Annotated in this window: 26 protein-coding genes; all 26 read right to left on the minus strand. The window is 34.4% G+C overall.

Translation table 11 applies throughout. The features are described 5' to 3' along the window. Positions 1 to 7: 7 nt before the first annotated feature. The 26 genes from grpE to dcm all read right to left on the minus strand — a co-directional run bounded on the left by grpE (position 8) and on the right by dcm (position 22,951). Entirely contained in the window at positions 8 to 595 is a 588-nt protein-coding gene (gene grpE, locus IGJ17_RS09205; RefSeq protein ID WP_429961282.1) for a nucleotide exchange factor GrpE, read from the minus strand. A gap of 38 nt (positions 596 to 633) precedes the next feature. Further along, complete coding sequence (hrcA, locus tag IGJ17_RS09210; protein WP_005225934.1) at positions 634 to 1,677, minus strand: heat-inducible transcriptional repressor HrcA; 1,044 nt, start codon at positions 1,675 to 1,677, stop codon at positions 634 to 636. A gap of 182 nt (positions 1,678 to 1,859) precedes the next feature. Then, positions 1,860 to 3,032 carry a radical SAM family heme chaperone HemW gene (gene hemW / locus IGJ17_RS09215; RefSeq protein ID WP_086373010.1) on the minus strand — a complete coding sequence of 391 codons (1,173 nt, stop codon included), beginning with the start codon at positions 3,030 to 3,032 and terminating at the stop codon, positions 1,860 to 1,862. Positions 3,033 to 3,112: 80 nt separating this feature from the next. Continuing rightward, positions 3,113 to 3,784, minus strand: coding sequence for a tyrosine-type recombinase/integrase (locus IGJ17_RS09220; protein ID WP_429961283.1), 672 nt, complete (start codon positions 3,782 to 3,784; stop codon positions 3,113 to 3,115). Between the two features lie 158 nt (positions 3,785 to 3,942). Then, positions 3,943 to 4,338, minus strand: coding sequence for a hypothetical protein (locus IGJ17_RS09225; protein ID WP_254908511.1), 396 nt, complete (start codon positions 4,336 to 4,338; stop codon positions 3,943 to 3,945). A gap of 550 nt (positions 4,339 to 4,888) precedes the next feature. Beyond that, positions 4,889 to 5,962 (minus strand): DNA cytosine methyltransferase, encoded by a 1,074-nt coding sequence (locus IGJ17_RS09230; RefSeq protein ID WP_369596972.1) that lies wholly within the window; start codon positions 5,960 to 5,962, stop codon positions 4,889 to 4,891. 66 nt (positions 5,963 to 6,028) lie between these two features. Next, a complete protein-coding gene (locus tag IGJ17_RS09235) occupies positions 6,029 to 6,232 on the minus strand; it encodes a helix-turn-helix domain-containing protein (RefSeq protein ID WP_086373011.1) in 204 nt (67 codons plus the stop codon). 19 nt (positions 6,233 to 6,251) lie between these two features. Continuing rightward, a complete protein-coding gene (locus IGJ17_RS09240; RefSeq protein ID WP_086373012.1) occupies positions 6,252 to 6,653 on the minus strand; it encodes a sigma-70 family RNA polymerase sigma factor in 402 nt (133 codons plus the stop codon). Between the two features lie 61 nt (positions 6,654 to 6,714). Beyond that, positions 6,715 to 7,164: a hypothetical protein gene (locus tag IGJ17_RS09245; RefSeq protein ID WP_086373013.1), complete on the minus strand. Its 450-nt coding sequence runs from the start codon at positions 7,162 to 7,164 to the stop codon at positions 6,715 to 6,717. Positions 7,165 to 7,273: 109 nt separating this feature from the next. Further along, positions 7,274 to 8,167 (minus strand): type IV secretory system conjugative DNA transfer family protein, encoded by an 894-nt coding sequence (locus IGJ17_RS09250; protein ID WP_254908512.1) that lies wholly within the window; start codon positions 8,165 to 8,167, stop codon positions 7,274 to 7,276. Further along, positions 8,095 to 8,817, minus strand: a complete 723-nt coding sequence (locus IGJ17_RS09255; RefSeq protein WP_254908513.1) for a hypothetical protein — start codon at positions 8,815 to 8,817, stop codon at positions 8,095 to 8,097. Before IGJ17_RS09255 ends, IGJ17_RS09250 begins: the two co-directional genes overlap by 73 nt. Continuing rightward, positions 8,817 to 9,254, minus strand: a complete 438-nt coding sequence (locus tag IGJ17_RS09260; protein WP_254908514.1) for a hypothetical protein — start codon at positions 9,252 to 9,254, stop codon at positions 8,817 to 8,819. Before IGJ17_RS09260 ends, IGJ17_RS09255 begins: the two co-directional genes overlap by 1 nt. A gap of 308 nt (positions 9,255 to 9,562) precedes the next feature. Then, positions 9,563 to 9,784, minus strand: coding sequence for a hypothetical protein (locus tag IGJ17_RS09265; protein WP_086373014.1), 222 nt, complete (start codon positions 9,782 to 9,784; stop codon positions 9,563 to 9,565). Between the two features lie 3 nt (positions 9,785 to 9,787). Continuing rightward, entirely contained in the window at positions 9,788 to 10,144 is a 357-nt protein-coding gene (locus IGJ17_RS09270) for a hypothetical protein (protein ID WP_254908515.1), read from the minus strand. 132 nt (positions 10,145 to 10,276) lie between these two features. Further along, positions 10,277 to 10,459: a hypothetical protein gene (locus tag IGJ17_RS09275; RefSeq protein ID WP_254908516.1), complete on the minus strand. Its 183-nt coding sequence runs from the start codon at positions 10,457 to 10,459 to the stop codon at positions 10,277 to 10,279. Between the two features lie 53 nt (positions 10,460 to 10,512). Then, entirely contained in the window at positions 10,513 to 10,782 is a 270-nt protein-coding gene (locus IGJ17_RS09280) for a hypothetical protein (RefSeq protein WP_429961284.1), read from the minus strand. 92 nt (positions 10,783 to 10,874) lie between these two features. Then, a complete protein-coding gene (locus tag IGJ17_RS09285) occupies positions 10,875 to 11,213 on the minus strand; it encodes a hypothetical protein (RefSeq protein ID WP_086373015.1) in 339 nt (112 codons plus the stop codon). Positions 11,214 to 11,261: 48 nt separating this feature from the next. Then, entirely contained in the window at positions 11,262 to 12,413 is a 1,152-nt protein-coding gene (locus IGJ17_RS09290) for a SpaA isopeptide-forming pilin-related protein (RefSeq protein WP_429961285.1), read from the minus strand. A 15-nt stretch (positions 12,414 to 12,428) separates the two neighbouring features. After that, the gene (locus IGJ17_RS09295) at positions 12,429 to 13,388 is read right to left on the minus strand and encodes an MSCRAMM family protein (RefSeq protein WP_429961286.1); all 960 of its coding nucleotides are present in this window, start codon (positions 13,386 to 13,388) and stop codon (positions 12,429 to 12,431) included. A gap of 204 nt (positions 13,389 to 13,592) precedes the next feature. Further along, a complete protein-coding gene (locus IGJ17_RS09300; protein WP_429961287.1) occupies positions 13,593 to 13,904 on the minus strand; it encodes a hypothetical protein in 312 nt (103 codons plus the stop codon). A 484-nt stretch (positions 13,905 to 14,388) separates the two neighbouring features. Continuing rightward, positions 14,389 to 15,351 (minus strand): restriction endonuclease PLD domain-containing protein, encoded by a 963-nt coding sequence (locus IGJ17_RS09305; protein ID WP_086373016.1) that lies wholly within the window; start codon positions 15,349 to 15,351, stop codon positions 14,389 to 14,391. Next, on the minus strand, positions 15,351 to 16,040 hold the full coding sequence (locus IGJ17_RS09310; RefSeq protein ID WP_086373017.1) for a hypothetical protein: 690 nt from the start codon (positions 16,038 to 16,040) through the stop codon (positions 15,351 to 15,353). The genes IGJ17_RS09305 and IGJ17_RS09310 overlap by 1 nt, the downstream gene beginning before the upstream one ends. Positions 16,041 to 16,064: 24 nt before the next feature. Beyond that, entirely contained in the window at positions 16,065 to 17,006 is a 942-nt protein-coding gene (locus tag IGJ17_RS09315; protein WP_086373018.1) for a hypothetical protein, read from the minus strand. Positions 17,007 to 17,022: 16 nt separating this feature from the next. Next, positions 17,023 to 18,963 (minus strand): hypothetical protein, encoded by a 1,941-nt coding sequence (locus tag IGJ17_RS09320; protein WP_429961288.1) that lies wholly within the window; start codon positions 18,961 to 18,963, stop codon positions 17,023 to 17,025. Between the two features lie 28 nt (positions 18,964 to 18,991). After that, entirely contained in the window at positions 18,992 to 21,739 is a 2,748-nt protein-coding gene (locus IGJ17_RS09325; protein WP_429961289.1) for a Z1 domain-containing protein, read from the minus strand. Then, a complete protein-coding gene (gene dcm, locus IGJ17_RS09330; RefSeq protein WP_086373022.1) occupies positions 21,740 to 22,951 on the minus strand; it encodes a DNA (cytosine-5-)-methyltransferase in 1,212 nt (403 codons plus the stop codon). It lies immediately after the preceding gene. Positions 22,952 to 23,116 lie beyond the last annotated feature (165 nt).

Raw genomic sequence — 23,116 nt, forward strand, 5'->3', positions numbered from 1 at the left:
GAAAGAACTATTGTGCAACGATGACCATGCTTGCACGCAAGACACGATCATGCAATTTATACCCTTTTTGCAGGACAGTAACGATTGTGTCTGCCGGTGTTTCATCAGAGGCAGATACAGTCTGCACCGCTTGATGCAAGTTCGGATCGAACATTGCACCTTCAGCAGGAATCTCTTCGATTCCCTCTTCTTTTAAGGCTTGACGCAGACTTTCAAGAACCATTTCAACGCCTTTTTTCAAATTCGCCGCTTGGTCTTGATCGACATCTGCTGCCATCGCTCGTTCCAAATTGTCGATTGCTGGCAACAGTTTTTTGCCAAGATCTTGCGAGCGGTATTTTTGTAAAAGTTCCCGCTCGTTGCGGTTACGTGAAGTGATATTTGCGATCTCTGCACGAGCACGCAGGAATTGATCTTCCAATTCATTATTCTTTTCTTGCAAAAGTTCCAATTCGCTTTTTTCCACTGTTTCTTCCTCTGGTTGAGGAGTCTGTGCTTCAGTTTCAGTTGATTCATTTGAAGATTCAGTTGTTTCTGCGGTTTCTTCAGCAGTTTTATCTAATTCTTCATCTAAACGCTCTTCTTTTTCCGTCACGTTTCAACCATCCCTTCTACGATTTGTTTCATTGCCGCTTATTCATTGGCAGCGTCTAATGCGCGATAATAATCGGCCAATTTTTTTGCTAACTCGCCTCGAAAAACTTCCATCAAACCAAACATCCGTGAATACGGCATACTTGATGGACCTAATAAAGCGATCGTTCCTTGTCCATGACCTTCGATTTCATAGCTAGCTTGGATCAGACTCATATTTTGTAACAAGTCATTGCCAAGCTCAGAGCCGATTCTGATTTGAATCGCAGAATCTCTTGGCGCCAGCAGCTGTGTCAGCTGATCTGCATTTTTCATAAATGAATACATCGATTTGAACTGACTAACATCTTGCGTCGGTTCAAAATCCAGAAGATTCATTCGCCCGCCGACGAAGATTTTTTCTTCAAAAATGTGGCTCAGCATTGTATCAAAGAGATCAACGATTCCGTCAGTCGTTTGAAAATACTTATGCAGAATCATAGGAATCTCTGTTCTTAAACGATGGTAGACCGTCATTAGAGGCTCACCGATCAATTTGTCGTTGATGATCCTTACCATTTTTTCCAAATCTTCGCTGCTCATCGATTCAGGAAGAGTAAAGACTTGATTTTCGACATTCCCTTTATCCGTCACGATGATCGCGATGATCTGTCGTGCATTCAATGGGACGATTCGAAAACCGGTCAATTTCCTTTCCTTCATATCTGGCCCGAGAGACAACGCTGTATAGCTAGTCAAGTTGGACAAGATCGTGGCAGACTGCTGGATGATTTCATTGATTTCATGAAAATCTTTTCCAAAAGAATGACGAATGGTTTGAATTTCGTTTTGGTCAACTTCCGATGGCTTCAATAAGTGATCAACGTAATAGCGATACCCTTTTATTGACGGCACACGCCCTGAAGATGAATGTGTCTTTAACAGAAGTCCAGCTTCTTCCAGCGCCTTCATCTCATTACGAATGGTGGCAGAGCTAGCTTCAACCCCATCTTCCATCAATCGCTTCGAGCCCGTGGGCTGACCAGTATTCGTATAATTTTGGATGATGAGGTGTAAAATCATTTGTTGTCTAGGTGTCAACATTTTATCCACTCCTCCGTTAGCACTCATTCCTATTAAGTGCTAACACGATTATAAATATACCATATTTGCTAGGAATGTCAAGTATTTGCATCACTTTTTTAGCACTCTTTCTAAGAGAGTGCTAAAAAAGAAATCAAAAAAAGAAGCAGCACGAAATGGCTACTTCTCTTACTCGTTCTTTCTTATTTTTCTCCATCCAAGAGAAATGCTTCAAACACTTCGTTGCCAATAAACATCCCAGCTTTCGTTAAAAAGACACGGTCACCTTGACTAGCCAACCAGCCTTTTTGAATCAACTGTTCGCTCGTTGAACCATAGATTTCCTGAAAAGACTTCCCGAATTTTTCTGCAAACTGTATTTTTGAAATGCCGACCTTTTTACGAAGGCCTAAAAACAGTTCCTCTTCCATTTGATTGCTGGTTGTCAATTCTTCGATTTCGTGGATTGGCAACTGATTTTCCTGTAATGGTTTCAAATAATGCTGGATTGGACCTTTGTTCTTGTAGCGAGTCTGTCCAAGATACCCGCTGGCGCCTGCCCCAAAGCCAAAATAATGTTCATTGTTCCAATACACTAGATTATGCAAGGACTCATACCCTGGTCGTGCAAAATTACTGATTTCATATTGGTTCAATCCAGCTTTTGTCATCGCGGCGATCGCCTCATCAAACATCTGCGTTTCAGCTTCTTGAGAAGGCAGCGCCATTCTTCCTTGGCGAACCCAGTTCATAAACATGGTTTTGTTTTCTAAAATCAAAGAATACATCGCATAGTGAGGCAACCCGAGATCAATCGCTCGCGTCAGTGTATCACGAAAGCTTTCTATGCTTTGTCCCGGAAGTGCATAAATCAAATCGATCGTCACATTCTGAAAATCATGTTTGTCCAGCAGCTGAATGGTTGAATAAACATCTTCAGCGGTATGCTTGCGGCCAATTTTTTTAAGCAAGCGATTATCAAAGGTTTGGACCCCCATCGACAGGCGATTGACTTGATGATTTTTCAAAACCAGCATTTTTTCTTCACTCAAATCACCAGGATTTGCTTCCACGGTAAACTCTTTGGTTGTGTGGGTCGGCAGCAATTCATGCACACCTGAAAGCAATCGATCCAGCTGGTTCGCCGAAAGCGACGTTGGCGTCCCGCCGCCGATATAAATCGTTTCCGCCTCATTGATAGGCTGACGCAAGAGGGTCAGCTCAATTTCTTTTAGTAACGCTTCGATGTACTCATCCACTGGCTGCCCTTCTAAAAACACTTTGTTGAAGTCACAGTAATAGCAGATATGTTCACAGAAAGGAATGTGAATGTAAGCTGAGACCTTGCTATTACTGAGTTTATCTATTTCTCTCACATTTCATTATCCTTTCAAATCATAGAATCCGTGCCAAATCCGTGCCACTTTTTCAGATAACCATGGATTAGTTTAGACAATTATTTTTCTGTCTTACCCGAAAAGTCCCATGATGTAATTGTGTTTAATACTTTCTCTTGTGCTGCTTTTGTGACTTGATTATAAATTTGCAAAGTTGTTTTCGCTTCTGAATGACCGACTCGTTCCATGACCGCTTTAATCGGTAATCCTGATTCTGCTAAAAGAGAAATATGCGCATAACGATAGGTATGGGTCGTCACGTGCTTGTCAAAATCTGGATATCTCTGCTCTAAAATGTCCCGAACGGAAGTAATTGGTTTTGAATTGTTGCCATGACCATTCATAAACTCATTGAATGAATGGTACACAACAGGTGTGCCATTTTGTGTTTGAAAGAGATAATCCGTTTCTTGAAATTTCTTAGATATAGGAATCTTTTGTTTATAAGGTTTGCCATTATCACTTCTAATATAGTTCCGAACAGCTTCTCCTTCTTTTCGATTCGCCATTTCTTCTTTCCGTCTTTGATTCATTCTCACTCGGTTTTGGATAATTTCAATTGAACGTTCATCTAAATCAATTTTTCTCGTTGAAGCAGCGGTCTTGGTACCATTCAGTTTATAGTTCTCAACCGAATAGCCACCAGTTATTAGCCCTTCTGTAATCGCTAATTTTTTCTTTGAAAGATTCACCTTTTTGATTGTTAAAGCACTGACTTCACTAATTCTCAACCCAGAATTTTCATTTCAGCTTTTTGTGGATCAAAATTAAGAAGATCATTCCGATAACCATAGTAAGTAATTTGTTTAAAAAGAGAACGAACTTTTTCCAGTGTCGCTTTTTCTAAGTAACGTTTACTTCGTTTCCCCTTATAACTTAGAATATCTGCCTAAATCTCTTCAACCAACATTGGCTTTAGTACTTTCAATGACAAATCTCTAGGAAAAAAAGGATAAATATATTTTTCCAGCAAATTACTTTGACTATTGACCGTTGTTTCTCTTACTGTAGGTGCCCAAATTTTTATCCAGACATCCACTAAATCTTTAAAGGTTTCAACCACCTTCATAATTACTAATGGTTTTTCAAACAATTCTTTCTCAATTTCATCTCTCAGATAACGTAAGGCTTGACGTTCGCTTTTAAGTCCTTTCTTTTTCCATCCAACCGTTTTCCGTTTAAATTTCTCTGTTACAGGATCCTTATAGCGTTGACACGTCCGTTTGTACCCATCACTATCAACTGTTGTGAAATAACCCTTAAGATACTCTTTTTGCTTTTCCATCAACTTGTTTCATCTCCCTTATTCTAAAGTACATAGAACAATCGGGCAAATAGTTAAGGAAACCGTGGACAACATTTCATAGATAGTATTGAAAATAAATGAAAGAGCTACATTTATCTCTAACTTTATTCACATTCGATTGTACCACATTAATAACCTTTTTCATGCGCTTTCCACTTCAAAAATAGTAAAAAACCTTCTATATTAACCCAAACCAATTTGTGAGTAGTATTGGTCACATACTGTTGAAAATCAGAATGTTTTCTCATTTCAACTAACCATTTATTTAACGTATTGCGATTTAAAACCCTCAAACCTTTTCATCAACCCATCTTTATTTACCCATATTACTTCGTCATCCAAATAAGACCCTTTTATTTTAGGTAGTTTTTCTTCCATTTATATATCTCCCAATCTGACTTTTTATTAACCAACACTGAACGCCTCCGTCTACTAACAGTAGATGAAGAATCTGACTAATTACGTCAGATTCTTCACTATCCTATCTATTCTCAAAATCTTTTAGCAATTTCATAAATCACTTGAATTATCAAACTATTTCCAACTTGCTTATAGAGTTGTAATTGGATGTCTTTTGCTTAAATTTGCAATCATAATGACTTAAACCTTCGGAAATAATCTCTTTTGCTATATCTAAGCTAAGATATTTAGCTGCTAAAAATGCCCAGTCTGGAAAAGTCTGTAATCGCCAACATTCGAGTGGAGTCAAATTTCTAATATTTGAATTTGACTGTAAACTATTATTTAATAAGATTTTTGGATCTTTCTTAAGTAAGATTTTAGGTCCTTGTCCACCACCTTGTTTTGTTAGTAAAGTAGGTGAGATTCCGTCTGGATTATATATTCTACCAGATTGTTGGTGTTTACTAGGAAAATGTCCAGCCACTAAAATTCCATATCTATTTTTCCCTGATCTCATATGGAACTCATTAACATATTGAACTTCATCCTCTACAAAAATCATCCCTGTTTTATTTTCTTTTTGCTTATAACCAAATTGTTCATCTTCTCGTCTGAAATGAAAAATTGACTTGGTACTTGCTCCTCTAAGATGCCGCACAATGTAAATCCGCTCTCTGTCTTGGGCAATATAATCTTTGCTGTTATGCAACTGCCATTCCACATCATCCCCCAAGTCATCCATTGTTTGTAGCATGATTTCAAAGGTGTTCCCTTCATCATGACTAAGCAATCCTCTGACGTTTTCAAGAAAAAGATATTTAAGTCGGAGAATGGTTGCACATCGTATGATTTCAAAAAAGAGTATACCTCTTGTATCTTCAAACCCCCTTCGTTTTCCAGCAACAGAGAAAGCTTGGCATGGAAAACCTCCAGTAATAACATCGACTTCTCCGATTTTTTGAATTTCTTCATTTGAGACTTTTGTAACATCATGATATTCTATCTCCCCATTCGTCTGATAAATCGCTTTATAGCTCGCTCTGGCAAATTTATCTAGCTCACAAAAACCAGCACAGGGATGACCTGCCATCTCCATTCCAAAGCGAAAGCCACCAATTCCAGAAAATAAATCTAAAAACGTTAAACTTTGACTTCCTATATCGCTCACCTTCTTTCTATATTTAATCATTGTTAATAACAAGAACAGTTCATTAAAAGACACAAAAAAGAGAAATTATTCGGTTGAATTAATTTCTCTTTTTTGGTTTTACCTTATTTCAAATCTAATAATTGCCTTATACAAAGAAATCAGACATTCTTGATAGCAATCTTCATCGAAAGAACCTGATCTAAATGATGCATTAATTAGTAATGGCTGAAACTTTTTTACGATTTCTTCAAAAGCTTTGTCATCACCAGCTTTAGCTGACAGTAGTAACTTTTTGAGAGATACCATAAAGTCTCCTTTCATTATGATTTTTAAATATCTATCACTTCTTTCGATCGTACTCACATCTAATTTTTTTATAAGCTCGATGCTTCAAATTAGTCACACCTTGTCGAGTAATACCCCAGGGTTTCCTTATCTCTTTATCTGTTTTACCCATTAAAAATTTTTCCAAAAGAAAAACTTGCTCTCTTTCTTTTAACTTGGTAATGGCAATAATGAACTTTTCATCATCTAAAACAATCGGATGTCCAAAGATTAGGGCAGTTGAAAAAATTACTTCCTTTGACTCTATACCTAATGAATATTCTTGAAAATTATCAAGAAGAAGTTCATATTCTCGATGATGATACTTCTTCTTATAATAATTGGTTGCAGTATCATGAATAACTTTTTTTATATACTTCGCAAATTGAGCTTCAATCTTTTCATGTTCAAAATTCATTGTATGCTTCCTCCTAATGAAATCATTCAAAAGGAGAAACTTACAATCGATTATTTGATGACTACTTCAATCGATATTGCCAATACCCTCTGCAAGCTTTTTCTACATTTATATTGGAATCACGATGGACTCTAGGCAAGATATTGCTTACAAAATTACTATATGTCAAGTTATAGTTATATCGCTCTAATATAAACTGAAATATTTGTCTTGTTTGAACAGGTTGTCCAGCTTCTTTCAAAAAAGATGCTATTTTCAGAGCTATATCTTGATAACTCACAGTGCTTAAATTTTTTTCTTTTTTAGATAATACGTACTTTTGATGCTCTATATCCATTGACCAATCATTCTTTTTCCGACAGTTATTTTTAAAATGACTACTAGATGGTTTGTCTTTAAATGCTTCTAATTTTTGTTTTAAATCATAATACTTATTGGTACTCTCTCTCCTTTCCTCAATTAGTATCTTCATTTGTTCATAAATAGCTTCTTTCTCATAAAATATACCCATTGTGCTTCTCCCTTCATAAGGTAGAAACAAAATATGATTGATAAATGACACAAATTTTTTTATTTAAGTATTATTAGTTAAAAATCTCAAACCTACAAATTACATTTATTTATGCAGGAATATTTTTGAGATCAACACGCATAAGAAAACAGACAAGAATATCGTCCCAAGAAAGCACATGATTATTCCGGTACTCATAAAACGGCACCATATTCTTATCTGTTTCAATACTGTTATAAATCGGGTATTGATAGATCAGTTCTCCATCTAAGTCATCTACATGAGACAACCGCAAGACAATCGTTTCAGATTTTCGTAATCTCTCTAACTCTGAAGGACTAAGTAAATCGATACGTTCTGACGTTTCTCGCTCAGATACTTTTAAACTGAATGGGTCCTGACGACTTCGGTCTTTAGAATAATTGGTTCGCTTACCCAATCGCTCTGAAACATATTTATTCGTATCCAAAGAGCCCGAACGAATATAGACTAAATTCCCAGTATTTCCAACAATCGTTATCTTGATGGATTCTGAATAAAGGGATGTCAATTGTTCTAAATCTTGTAAAACGAGATGAAAGAAGAACCCTTGTCCCAATCCAGAAGTCCATTTATTCGTTAAATTTTGAATGGCTACCCCTAGGTTTCCAGCTTCTTGAATAATGAAATGAACGTCACGATACGTTCTGGAAGGTGTTTCTAAGGTACAGCGTTTTTCATTCACCTGATAAGCTTGTTCTAAATAAAGCATTCCTAAAGCATTGTTACTCTTTTCCGTCTGACTCATCACAATAAAACAAGCGACAGGACGTTCACCAAAACCCAATTCTTCAAAGTCAAAGCCATCATCTGTAGCAGACATTTTAGCAATGGCTTCATTAAGAAACATTTCCATATCTCCATCAAAATGAGTAATCACATTTCCCATTATTAACTCTGCTGGAGCACTTGCCAGAATCGCATAATAATATTTTTTCGCTGGATGATTTCGTGGTAATTCCAAAAGAACACATCCAAAGTCGATTTACCGTCATACTTCTTAAGTAATTTGGCTCGTTCTAATGGATTCTCTGTAAGCGAATGAATGTACTCAGGATTATTTTCATTAATTCGAATACTCTGCATTTCATTGACAATATTGTAAATAACATAGGGATTGAACTTAATAGGCTCATTGTTCCGAACATATTGATTGGCAATTGCCAATCCTGTAGACATAAACAAATTCCGGCAATCTTTTACCCAAAATTCTCCATTACTGCCACCTTGCCCTTCTGTTCCTTGAAAAAAAGTATAAGCGCTTCGTTTGAGCTCATTTTCTGCTTCCGTGAGAAATCGGGTACTCTCAGGCTTGTTCTCAACCTTCAATGACACATATTTCATGTAATAGTTAAACACAACAGCCAAAGGATTATACGGATCAGAGTAGTATTGGCGAACAGTATTACAGATACGAATGAGATAGCCACGTTTTCTTAATGTGTCATACCACATTTGAGGCTCATCACCCTTGGTTGCCGTCATCACAAAAGAAGGGCGGTCCTCTATCCGTTCTGCACGAGAAAGAATATCAATAAATGGATTGATAAAATAGACATCTTTCCCACCACGAGTTAAGTCTAAAACAATGGAATTGGATGGCTCTTGGCCCACTAAATAGAAGAATTTTTTGTCTTAGCCTCTGGTATATGAAGCTCTTCATACAAGGAAATCACTGGTTTCCCCTGAAAGGTGAACCGCTGCTTTCGCTTTCGTGCTTGGTTCATTAATTCTTCCAATGAACCAGTTGTTAGCTCTTTTGTAGAAAGTTTTATTTTTTCGTTTTGGAATTGCTCCTCTTCAAAAATAGCCTGTTCCTTATGTTGATACGATTCTATTGTTTCTTGTTCTCTTATTGCTTCTACGCCATAAGGAACCCGACTAATTGGAAATCCCGGCTTTCCTGAATAATAATCTTGTCCATCACAGAAGGGATTTACAGGCACCGCATAATATTGCGCTAGTAAATTTGTGACTGATTCCCACTCTAATGTTCCTTGGACCAAATGATCTTCTAATGGCGTAAAACTAGCTCGTACTTTATAGGTCATATACAAAGCAAATACCCCATAGACAGAAAAAAGTATCAGATACGTTCCTAGTACTTTTATAAGAAGTCAAAAATTGAAAAGTGAATGAATCCCGACAGTTATCTTTTCAGCATTTAATAGTAGTCCATACTCTTTTAAAAAAGAAAACAGCGATACAAAGTAATTACACATACAAAAGAACAAAAGAAAGCAACATGAGTGAAGAAGGATCAATAATTTTGGATTCACTAATAGCCGAAAGGGTGACTGATATGCCTGTTGGTAGTTCTTTCTCTTTTTCGGGTCGGCATTCCTTTTTTGAAAAGCCATTATGAAGATTCCCCTTTGTCTATTCGAATCAATTGCTCAAGCACCAATTCTCCCTGCTTTGTAGCCAAAGTAATCTCACTAACTGTAGCATTTGGATCGCTGTACACTTTCTTGAGTTTTTTCAGAATTACCGGTACAGGGCGGAAACTAAATACCGTGTACCATGCAGGTTGTTTCTGAGATAATTTTTTGATCACAAAATACAAAGCAAGTTTTGACATCCCTTACTCAGCTCCTTTATTTTGTTCCCTCACAATAGTCAAATATTGTTCAAGCTGTTCTGTTTCTCCTTTCGATCGAATGATTTCTTCCAAAATCATCATTTCAATTTGTTCTCTTTTTTCCGGAAAAGATTCAACCGCTGAAAGATATTGCTTTTGTTCAAGAAATTGTAAATAAGCAGTTTGGTTAAAAGGAATGCCACCTTCTTTTTCTAACAGCGAATAGCCACTAAAGCCAACACCAATAACAATCATCACAGTGACAAAACAAAACATTAGCTTCGATTGAAAATCAGTGTTAGTGGACTTTCGATATTTCTGACTTCTAAAATTCCCTTCACTCTTTGACGTTGGCTTCACGATTTCTTTTCAACCTGTAGCGCTTGTTTGATTTTAGTTTCAATTTGCTTGGGTTGTTTTCGTTTTAGTTTTTTCTGTTTTTGATAGCTTTTCAACTCTGAAAAAATATCGTCTGAAATCGTCTGATCATTTTCAGTTTTTTTTGAAGTTCCCTCGATAAAATGACGTACCCTCTTCATACAACTCAAATTTTACATATTCCCCATCCTCCATGTTTTGACTGATTTCATGAAACTCTGAATAAGAAAGTTGATCGGATAATTCGTAAGCATCAAAGAAGGCAAGTTTTGATTCAATTATTTCCACTTTTATCATTCGCTTTGCCTCCCTTACTGTTAATTGGTCCCTACATTTCCCCAAATCAAGTCTCATAAAAAACTTGCATTTAGGATCACCGCTGAGCCTAAAATAGCACTAAAAATCAATTTCTTTCCCCAACGACCTAACTCAACGCCAAAAAATTGAGTAATCCCAAATAGACAAATACAGATGAACAAAGCAGAATTTCCAATGATTTTTACTAACTGTTCCGTCCCTGTTTCAGCAAGTTTTGCGGAAGATTGGATATCCGCAAAAGCTTCAATACCGCCTGAAAAAGAAGCAAGTAAGACAAGCCCGATACAAGCGATGACACTCAAAAAACGAAATGATTGTTTATTTTTGATTGGTTGGTAATAAAGGCAGATTTACATTGTCATATCTGTTAGCTTCTCTTTAATTTTTTTTCATTTTATGCATTACCTCCAGAAAATTTAGTTGGGTTTCCTTCCACTCGATTAGCCTCTTTTTCCAATACATGGTTCATCATTTCTTCACTTTCAGAAATGATAGTTTTATGTACCTCATAAAGATGTTCTTCATAGTCTTTGCTTAAAATACGCATAATGAGAAGGGCTTTTGGTTTCGCTGCATCTCGTTCTTTTTTGAACTCTTTTTCATGAACAGACCTCCTTACTTCTGTTGTTGGTAAATCTTCACACCCATATAAATACATGATCCTGCAATAAGCACGATTACACCAATACCAATGGTTAAGACTGAATTCATTTGTTGTCCCCCTTTCATTCAATAAAAGGAGCTCCCAATGTTGGAGGCTCCTTCTTCTTAGTAGTAGCTACTATTTATTTTTCTTGCTTTTTCTCAAGTAAATAAACGCTGCTGCACCAGCAAGTAGGATCATACATCTTAATACAGTCATTGTAGTATTCATGCTTTCCCCTGTCTGCGGCAATGTTTCCTTTGTTTTGATTGGTTCTTTCTCCTTTACTGGTTCTTTTGGAATCAGCTCATTGGTCATTTCACATTTGACAATTTCACCATGCTCTTTTATTTCAAAAGCCACAGGGTTTTCATCTAATTGATAGCCAGCTGGTGCATCAAATTCTTGAAAATAATACTTGCCAGTTGGTAATTGTTCAAATGTAAATGTCCCTTGTCCATCTGTGCGCCCTTCTACCACTACTTTTTTATCTTTATCCAAAATACGGATGCCTGTATCTGGCAACGTTTGACCTGTTGAAACATCTTTTTTAGTTAACTCAGCATCACCTTTCACCAAGTGATTTTTTACTTCCAAAAGAATGGTCTCCTCTTCCTGAGTATCTTCTAGCGTTTGAATCGTAGAACCTAATAGCTCATCTTCAATCGAGAAAATCTCAACACCTTCTTTTGTAGAAGCAACTGTATTCACATCCGAAGAAAGTACATACTTATACTTATCAGAAGACGTTTTTTGTTCTTTTAAGAAAAATGTTCCTACGGGAATATTTTCAAAAATGGCTAGAGACTGTTCACTAACCGTTACAGTCTGAAGAACTGGTTTTTCTTCATCCTCCAACGTAAAGACAGCCCCTTCAGCATTTCCAGTAAACGTAAATTCATACCCATTCAGCTCTTTCAAAGTAGCTTCCTCATTTACTTTTTTCAGAACAAAACGATTTAGATGGAGTTTATTTAAAATCGGGGAAGATTCTTCATTTTCATTTGGCTCACCATAAATTTGAATAGTTTTTTCCTGTTCATGATCGCTTGCTTTAAATTCAAATTCATAATAGGTTTTATCTAAATCATGTGTTTCTCCTGCATCCAGCTCTTTTACATAATACTGACCTTCTGGCAATTGTAGCTGTTCAAAGCTGAATGAACCCTCTTGAATGGTAACAAAACCTAAAAGTGCATCACTCGCTAATTTTGTACCATTAGCTAATGAAAATTCCTGATTCGTAAATAACCAGAATATTTTTTCATTTGCAGGAGTTGCCTCTATCACTGGTTCATTTTCTACCTATTCCTGAATAATTTCTTCATTTTTAAAGATTTCAAGATTCACCTTTTGAAACTCATTTTTTGCTTCAACTGATTGGGAGACAAGTTCAACTTCTTGCCCACCATACGTGAACGCAATAGGAATGGGTGTCTTATTCAAAATGAAACCATTTGGCGCAGTCTTTTCCACTGCTTCATATTCACCAAGATACAGTCGTGGCATATCAATCACTCCACCTTTATCATTTGTCTTAACTGTTGCGATAACAGAGCTAGCTTTGACATGAACATAGTCACCGACTTTTATGTCTTCTACTACACGAATATCAAAAGTCACATTCGCTAGGGGACCATAATCGAAAACCATTTGATACAACGGACCATATTCTGATTCCTGTTCCTTAATAGAAACAGCTTTCTGACCAGTCTTTTTCAGCTTCAACAAGCCTTGTTGGGCTTTGTTTTTAATGGTTACTTCAAGCGTTTTATTTGGTTCTACTGTCACTTCTTTAACTTCACCACGATTAACATAGCCATTACTTGCCTGTACTTCTGAAATTTTTACTTTCGTACCGGCTTTTAAATCGTTTAGATTAGCTAATCCATTCTTATCTTTTGTTAGTTCTTTCGTTTGTCCATTATATTCTACCTTCATTTTAGTGTTAGGCACTGCTTCTCCAGTATCTTCAGCAACTTTTTTGATCTGAACATTTCCATTCAAATTAACTTTAACGTTTACATTCATCTCTCCAGCATTGCTCAAACGAAATTTAACCACTTTTTGTTCACCTGGTTTATAGTAAACGAAAATCTGTCCAATTTTTTCAGCCGAAGCAATTCCATATTTGAGTTTTCCTGTTTCTTTTGAATCTGCCGTAGCGGTTAGTTTCAATTGATTACCACTTTTTTCTACTTTGAGATTGGCTGAGTTTTCTAGTAAGTGTTTATAGTTATCCAATACATTGGCGGAATCGGTCAATGTGACAGATTCTCCTACATCCAACTCAATTGTCTGATCTTGGAAACTTGGCTTCGTGCTATGACGATCGACTTTACTTAAAATCTCCGCTTTCTGATGCTCATAATTAGGAATTTGGGTAGAAATCAGCGTATCACCATATTCTTGCCAAATAATGTGTTGGGTAACTCCATAATTTTCAGCAGTTGGATTCAGTTGATACCCCTAATAAGCAATTAGAGACAAGCGCTCTTTTTCCGCAGAGGTCATCTCAGAAGGAGTAAATCCTGATCCACCATTGATTATCACACTGTGCTCAATACAAAAAACGGGTTCCTCATCTGCTTTAATCATATAAATTCCTTCGTCCGTCCAATGTAGCCCATTCTCTGCCTTGATATACCATGTAGAAACATAGTCAGCTACCTTCGTATAATTAACTGTAGCAGCTTCACTTGTCATTGGAGCAACAAAAAAAGCAGCCAACATTGTCAAAAAACTGAGCAACGCGACTGCTTGGTTATTTTTCTTATCCATCTCTTCTCTCCATTCTTCAAATTTTTCACTCCCTTTTCTTTGTTGGTGCTCGAATCAACGTTTCATCTTCCACCACCATTCTTATAGAACACTCATAGCAACATCACATTGATTATCGGTTGCTTGAGTCGCAAGCAGCATAGGATTTTCACCTCTCCCCTTTTTATGGCGAGCTTCACAGAAGTATCATTATCCTTCTCGTCCTTCATTGCGTTAAGCTGACTAGACCTAACTTCTCTTAATAAAGAATTCGCTCAGCAAAATGCGTCATGGCGCTTATTTAAAGATCGCTCCAAAAAAGAAATGTGTGACCGATAACTTGTATTCAATTTTCAAAGAACAACTGTTTCTGACTATTAAGAACAGCTGATACTTTGAAAAGGACACAGAACCATAAAAAAACATACTAAAATTATTGAATAATATAGCACTCAACAATCTTAGTATGTTTTATATAATAGGTTGTTTCTCCAATTGTAATCACTTACTTTAGGTCTAAAAAAGCTGAACCAAATCTAGCAAAAAATTCTTTTTCATTAATTTTTTTCAAATAAAGTTTGTCAAGATTGAATTTCTTTAAATGCTCAAAAGTAATTATATCTTCAGTTGATAAATGAGTTAGCCTTAGAAAATATGATCTCATATCAAAATTTTTCCAAACTAACCTATTTTGCACGCCTGATTTAACTTCTGCCAATATTTGAATTCCATTTAGAAATATGTAAAATTCATCATTCAATGGAAAAAAAGTATCAAATCTCTTTCCAGGACTATCCTCTATACAATTTTCATGTCCTCTAAAATTGGCATTTATTCCTCGCAAATGAGTTTTCTTATCATAGGAATACATGATATCTATACAGAAATCATCAAGTAAGCTAGGATCAAAACTACTAGTTAATCGATTTGTTTTCATAGCAACAGAATCACTAGGAGAATAATCTACTATCTCAGACACATGGCTCGCTCCTTCAGCCATATATATGAGTAAATTCACATTGCTATCTAAACAATTAATTGAATTTTCTAATTGTTCTTCAAAAATAAAATCAGGTATCTGATTACATTGAGTTAATATCTCTTTATTTAAAAGAAAACCGTTTTCAGAAAAATTTGAAGATCCTATAAAAGTTGATACGTTATTATCAGCATCAAAAAATTGATAACATTTCATATGATTGACAGGAAATGTATACTGATAATAAATTGTCAAAATACCTTCAAAGCTTTTAGCTAACCTTTTAAATTCTTCATGGTATCTTACATTTAAGCCGTTTGGTGTCATACCTAAATATAAGATAATTTCTTCAATATTTGTTAAATCTGAAAGAACCATCTCAAGAAAAAAGGGAGATGCATAACCTGATAATATATGAATCTTTTTAGCCTTACGACCAAATTTTAACATGATATCTTCGTATAAATTTTTATAGAAAGGCCCATCCACTACGTTACTCCTCCAACTTCCTTAAGTAGCATATGTACATACTGCTTAGATCCATTTTTTGTAAAATTAGGAATTGTTGTTTCATTCCATGCAGTGTGCAATTTCATAATTTTTCTAAATAATTCTGATCTGCCAGTATTTATTTCAATTTTACCAAATTGATACATTAATTCTCTAGTAAACTCAAGATTATAACCTTGACTTGTTCGTTCAATAAGTTGAACGATTGTATCAGTTGAATTATTTTGTAAAGCCTCATACGTTTGCTCAAGATTGCCCTGATAAGATAAATGTACATACCAAAAAAGAGATTTTAAATATAGGCGGGTATCTTTGGGAATTCCTAAAAACCTTTCTTCTTTTTTCCCAAATCTCTCCTCAATAATTTTTGGAAATAGTATTATTCCCATATATCTCCACATTGCATCATTCGCAGCCGCACGCATCGAAATATTATAATCGTTAATTAAAGCTTCGTAAAATAGCAACCCAAAATTCAAATCAAAATTATAAGATTGTTTGCTTTTTCCCTCTTCTTCCAAAATAAAATCTACTTCAGCAACAATCCCTTCTATCTTTTTGACAAATGATCCATAATCTGAAGGATATCCAGAAAAAGTACCTTCAAAATATTTTTTCAAATAGTTTTTCCCTTGTTCCTTAGTTAAGTGTATATTCTCAAAATCCATCCAATTACCTTCCCACTTGCCAGACTAATCAATCAACTTCTTCTCTAATTGTTTTTGAAGTTGATTTCTGAGTTCTAAAAAGTTACAATTTTCTGCATAAGCTTCCTCGATTTCAAATGTTTCAACCCAATACTTCACCATACTTACAATACTATCCTTTGAAAAAGTTGCTTCGTCCTCAATAGATATCTCTTTATCTTTCAAAACTTCATACATAATTATAGAAATAGAATCAATAAGTATATTCCCCATCAATGCTCTTGAAACTTTTTTTGCTCCACCAATAACTTGTTCAAAAAGTTCATGCTCTTTATTTAATAGAATTTGTACCGTTTCAGAATTGAATGGTTCCCAAGCGCTGTCTACAAAATATGTTTGTAATTGCCAAAGAGGTCCATTTTTATCTGAAATTTCATATATCGGAAAAATTGATTCAATTGAATCAACATCAAACTCTATAGAAGGAAGTTCATCTTTTGATATAATCATTCCTTCATTATCAGCCTGAGTAGGGGAATCTCTATCAACCTTATCTATATACATTAATAGCTGAAAATTTACTATTCCCCGTAATGTATTCTTTCTAAATCTTTTTTCAAAACATATTTGAATCTCTTTATCATCCATAGAAAATTCTTTAAGTGAGATAAACTCTTGAAATTTAGAACTTCTTGAAAAAATTTGTACCCCCACTCCAACTTTCCCTAATTTTCCAGCTACTTTACTATCACCAAAAAAAACTTCTGTTCTCATAATACTGCAGTTAAATCTTACAATTAGATCAAAGTCTTTTGGATTCCAACCACTTCTTTTTTCATCGGCATGAAACCTATCTCCATTTTTTTTAACTATTATTTCTTTTAAAAGAGGTCCATCGTAATAATAGAAGTTAGGTTCAGATATTTCAAATTCAGCACTTTCAAGATCTCTCTGCATAATTTTATTATATAAATATATTTGAGCCATCTGATTCCTCTCCAGTTCAACTAGTAATAGCTCTAAATGATAAGTCAAAGGTAAACTTTTCATCCATAGCTTTGATATACAGATCTCCATTTAACAGTATCTCTTTATCAGAAAGGTTTTTAAATCTTATTGAATATTGGTTTTCTTTAATTTCACAAAAATCTTTTATTGTGCTTTCATCCTCTGATTTCTCATCATAAATTACGTTTTCAATACATAACGGATATTTGATAGTTCCACCAAACTCATTAGTCCATTTTTCAAAATCTAATTTTCCAGATTGAGTGACTACTTCAAGAGATAATATTCCTTCCTCGTCAACTTTTTGAATAAGTTCAAATCTTACTTGAATTAATCCTTTTACTAATAATTTAGTTTCTTTAATACAAAATTTCCCAAAGTTATTTTTTTTGCGTACTCCATTATTTTTTCTGGTTGATTTATTTTTTATAGTAGTATTAGGTAACAATATAGCTCCATATTTTCTGGCTAAAGACATAGAAATGCTATTATTCTCAGATTTCTTATGGCTATCAAATGATGTACATAAAATTGTTGAGACTCGCTCTCTGATACGTTTTACAATAGTATATCCATCCAAGTCAATCCAACTTGAATGATCACTTAACTCAGTTGCTCTTAAATATGATTCAATATTTTCATAAGAAGTAAAATAGTCATCATGCATTCTTTGATCAGAGTTAGGAACAAAAAGTGCGAACATATAATTATCTTCCCCTAAGTCGAGATCTTTCTTTAGCCAAGAATTAATATCTGCAGAGTAGTTGAGAATCATTCCAGGTTTTCTAGTGTAGGCAATAATAGAGTGCCCGTATTCTCTTGATTTACTAGTTTTCCCACTACCAATAAATTTTAAAGGACTTGGTAAATTGTTTGGTGCATACATTTCTAATTGTTTACTGCTTACTATTTTGTATGCAAGATATCCAACAGGAATTTTCATGTTAGGTGTTATCGATCGGAAATTTGAGACTTCTTTTACCACTATTCCTTGTTCGTCATCTCCTATTTTTCGAGATGCTGCTTCATAAAGAGAACGAAAATTAGCAAATGTTGGTGCGAACTCAATTGGAGAAATACGCTGTCCATTTACTTGAATTGTAAGGTAAGGTAATCCATTGATTTGGGGATAATCCCGATTACTAATTCTAGGATTATACCAACGTTGAACCGCCATTTCTATTTTTTCAATATAACTGTTTTCCCAGTAGCCTTCCGTCTTCTTACTACAATCACTTTTTATATATGGAATAATTATTGATGTTCCAGTTTGACCATCTTCAAATCTTGTTAACCCAAATACTGAAAGAAAAGAAGCAATTTCACTCGGATCACTTATTGGAAGTAAATTTCCTTCTTTATCTAAGTCACTGCCCCACCAAGCTATCCCTCTTTCACTCTCTCTTAATAATCTAGTTGATTCATCATTTTGATTCTCAATTAATGAAACAAGTAACCGTTCTTCCCCAGAGTGGATTTTGGTATAGTAAATAACTATGCCAATTCCTAATTTAAAATAGATTGTTTTCCCCAATCCCCAACTTCCACCAGCATGCTGACTAGTCTGCTGTTTCCCAATGTTAAAGATCAACTTATGAAAATTACTTTTATCTAGTTCTTCCTTATCTCCGACTACTGCTCCATCTAGGCCAGTCGTATTAATATCTGTTATAGAGATAAAATCAGATTTACTTTTTGGGACCGTGTCTTCTAACTTTTCCAAATAATTACCTAAGCTTATTCCGTTGAAACTTCCATGCTTAATTTGAACCTCTACTGGAGACTCGGGGCTTAAATAAGCATCTAAACTATTTTGGATTGACTCACGTACAAATAAATCAATAATGGGCATACTGTTATTTTGTAACGATCTTAAAATAGCATCTCCATCCTGAGCCATGCTTTGTATATCTCGATTTGGAATTTTTATTTTCAAAAAAGTCACCACCTAAAATCCTACTATTCTAGTCTAATTTCTGTTGAAGATAGTTCGCACGGTTAACTTTTTCAGTAAATCCTGGAATAAGAACATCAAATGCTAAAATATCTTCTTCAACATCCATTGCCTTTCTTGAAGTACTTTCTTCATTTTTAGGCTTAGAATTTTTATCAATTCTATACAAAACTAATAATGGCTTTCTATCATATCCATATTTTTGACGAACTCCTAAAACATTTTTTAATGAATTAGCACTTTTTTCTTTCTCACTTAGATCTACATCTAAATCTAAAACAAGATCACCAACAGTTCTCAATACTTTAATATATACAGTATCTTCATAAGGATTATTTTTCATTTGAGACCTCGAAACACACCCTGGATCATATCCATGTATATTCCAGCTTTTTCTTGAAGAATCTTCATATCTAGGAATTTCTCCTTTTGAAACAAGAAGAATGTTCCAACTATCTAATTTATTTTCTGAAGTATTTTCTTCTATCCACTCTATTAATGAGGTCATGGTACCTTTTTGGAGATTTTGTTGTTTTTCTGATAGTCTATAACCATTAAAGAAATCAATAATTAGTTGAGTGTCAACATTTTCAAATAATAAATTATTATCTTTAAACCTAGGTGACTGCCCAATCTTATTTAATAGTTCTATACCTACGTTAAGATTGTGCTCTAAACAAGATTTATCTCTCAGGAAACTTAACGTTTGAACGTCAAAACCTCGAAAATCCATTCCTCCTTCAATAGCATTTTGTGACTTATTAAAGGAGGTCACCATAAGTCTTTTATAGTCTGGGCTATTCATAATTCTAGGTGCGTACTCCGAAGGACTAAATCCTTTTTCAGCATAACTTTCAATTTCATCCTTCAAATCTTCATTGATTTGTGTCATAGATTCAAATTTAAATTGCGTTTCTTTATCAATCCACACTCTAGGATATAATTCGTAGTTCGGTCTATAGCCAAACCAACGTCCCATCTGCATTAAAGAATCACCTAGCTTCGTTGGTCGTAAAAAATAGGTTGACACCAAACCTTCAATTGTCAATCCTCGAGACAAAGTATTTCCCCCAATAACAATAAATGATTTATTTTTCATACCAGAAATTTCTTTATCATCTTTATCAGGGTAAATCAATCTTGCAGACTCATCATATTTCTTTGAACTATTATCTTCCACTACGTGTATACCTTTTTTATAAATCGGTTTTTTATCGTCTCCCAATTTTATGTGAGTAATAAATTCATCTTTCTTAAGACCTTTAAGATAGTCTAACCCCTCTTTAACTTCACTCCAACTAGGATAGTCACAGATGTCTTCGTTTGAATAATCAGGCATAGCATTATTAAAATCCTTTTTATCAAATGACCTTATTTCTTCATAAAACAACTCGTTAAGTTCATTAATTCTTTCATCATAATTATCATAAAAATCAGAAAGAATTTCCTGTACAATATTAATCATTAGTTTATGGCTAGCAGTTTTTGCTCCTGTATGAATTAACATTGACAAAGGATCATCGTATTTTCTAAATCTAAGAGCCGCAACGCTAATCAAAAACCAGTATATTGCAGTTTTTAAATTAGTAAAATTTTCACATATTTCATTTTTTCCAGTCAAATAAGAAAATACACTACTCACTTCTTCATCCGTAACTGAACGAACCATTCTTAGGGACGGATTTTGAGCAGGGACTTGCAAACCAAAATATTGAACTGGTCCCATATAATCAGTTGAAGAATTCAATGCAACAATAAAATCTCTTGGATAAAGGGAATCAATTCCACTTTCATTAAGAACGGGTGCATATGGCGTGGCAGTATATGCAATATAATTTACAGCTTTAAATTTAGATGAATTAGCTATTTCTCTTATCAATCTATTAATTGTAGTTGGGTCTATTTCTTCTGTAATATCATTTGTATTTATACTTGCTTGGTCTGCTTCATCATCAATTAGAACTATTTTCATCTGTTTAGCCTTATTCTCGTTGCTATTCAACCAAGCAATCAAATTTTTTAAATTAGATTTATTTTTCAAACATACATTTAATAATCGTACTTTTGAGTTACGAGACAAATCTATGTTATCCAAGTTATATTCCGCTTCGATAGCTCCATTTCTAAATTTCGGTTTCTCTATTGCTTTAAAATTTAAAGCCATGGAACCATCCGTCGTCAAATCCTTTATTATTCGATCTTTTGTTTGCGCTCGTAAACTATCTATCAATCCGCTAAGAACAATAAAAACATTCCAACCATTATCAGCAGCCAAAGAAATTAGACCTGCCATATTAGCTGTTTTTCCAGATTGTACGTCCCCAATAACCAATCCTTTGATAGACTCTTTAGTTCCACGCCCCATGTCAGTAAGTCTTTGTACTACACCGTAAGAAGAATATTGAATTTCACTTATAGCCTTTTCCTTAAAGCCCTTTTTCAATAAATTACTCTTATATATTTGCCAAGTAGAACTACTTACAGTAGGAACTGTTGATTGGTTAAGAATATTTTCCCCCATAAATTTTTCACTGTACTCTTTATTTTCTTCTCTATAAATTGTTACAAATTCTTCCCAAGTCTTAAGAGTAAACTCGTTTTCAGGTAATGCTTGCGTGTCTAATAACATATTGAGATAAATATCTTTAGGATAATTAAAACCTTCAAGTTTTAATAGCATTTGATAGTTTTTACCACTATCTAGTTGTCTTTGAATAAAGTTTTTTAACCCATCATATTTACTATCGACATAATTCATTTAGTTTCCCCTCATCTCTTTATCAATTTTAATAATTAACTCAAATATACTTTCCAATATAGGAACAACAATAGAATTGCCTGCCATTCTATACAGATGCGAATCACTAAAGAAAACATCATGTTCTTTATTAAATGTTTTCAATCTTTCGAATTTCTGTTCGGGAAATCCCATTAATAAAAAACATTCACGAGGGGTAAGATACCGCATTGTGTCATTACCATTAATTCCATCATATAAGATCACACCAGCATTAGGATTTCTATCCTGTTTTGTACTAATAGTGTTAACAATATTGTGATTTATCTTCCCATCTATAACAATTTTATTATTTTCAAGAAAGATTTTTTCACGACTTTGAGTAAAGTTAGGTGTGACAGCAACTTGTTCTTCTAAGTATTTTTTATCTAATCTCAGGTAATTCTTCAATTCACTTACTTTTTCAACAGTTCGGGGTCTCCAATCAGAAATTTGTTGAAAAAAAGTTTCTTCACAAAGAACACTTAACATGAATGCTCGTTTTCTTTGTTGGGGTATTCCAAAGTCTAAAGCATCTAGTTCCCATGGCTCATAATTTTTGTACCCTAAAGATTCTAGCTCTCTCTTCCATGCTTCAAAATTGCCTTGATGCTTTTTTGCAAGCACTTGCGTAACATTTTCCATAACTAAAAATTTCGGGAGTTGGTTCCTATTCATTTTAGATAGAATCTCTCCAACTTCCCATAATAAACTAGACCTTGATCCACTATCTTTCTCAATTCCCTTGTTATCTTTGTTATACCAAAAACTTCCAATTGATAAGTCTTGACAAGGAAATGAATATGTAAAAATATCAATATTTTGAGGAAATTTTCTGATATCAACATTGCAGATATCCGTCAAGTTTTTTGTATTTTTTATGCTGTGTATAATAAAGTTCAATTTATCGATGGGCAGAGCTTTTATTGCCCGAATAGTTGACTTTTCTTTACCTGTTGTACTCAAGGTAAGATTATGATCTTTAATCCATGAAATAGCATCTGCCTTATCAGAAAAATAGTTAGGAGTTTTAGAATCGTGATGGATTACTTGGTAGGCCATCATGGCATTAATATCCCACTCCATTGTGTTAGCAATTTCAAAATCAAAAATAAATTTCTCTTGTAAATTTTCCAAAGCTTGCCTTTGGGCACCAATACCTGAAAAACTTTCAATTACAGTATACTTTCTCATTAATAAATCCACCTTTATAAAGCTATATAGCGAAATTTAGTATCTTTCAAAAAATCATTACATACAACATTCAACTACATTAGTATAACAGATTAACACCAAGTAATTATACAATTAGAAGAAAAAATGAATACCAACTCTACTACCTTAAATATTGAAATTTAG

Source organism: Enterococcus sp. DIV1096b (assembly GCF_050498765.1).
Taxonomy (GTDB): domain Bacteria; phylum Bacillota; class Bacilli; order Lactobacillales; family Enterococcaceae; genus Enterococcus_D; species Enterococcus_D entomosocium.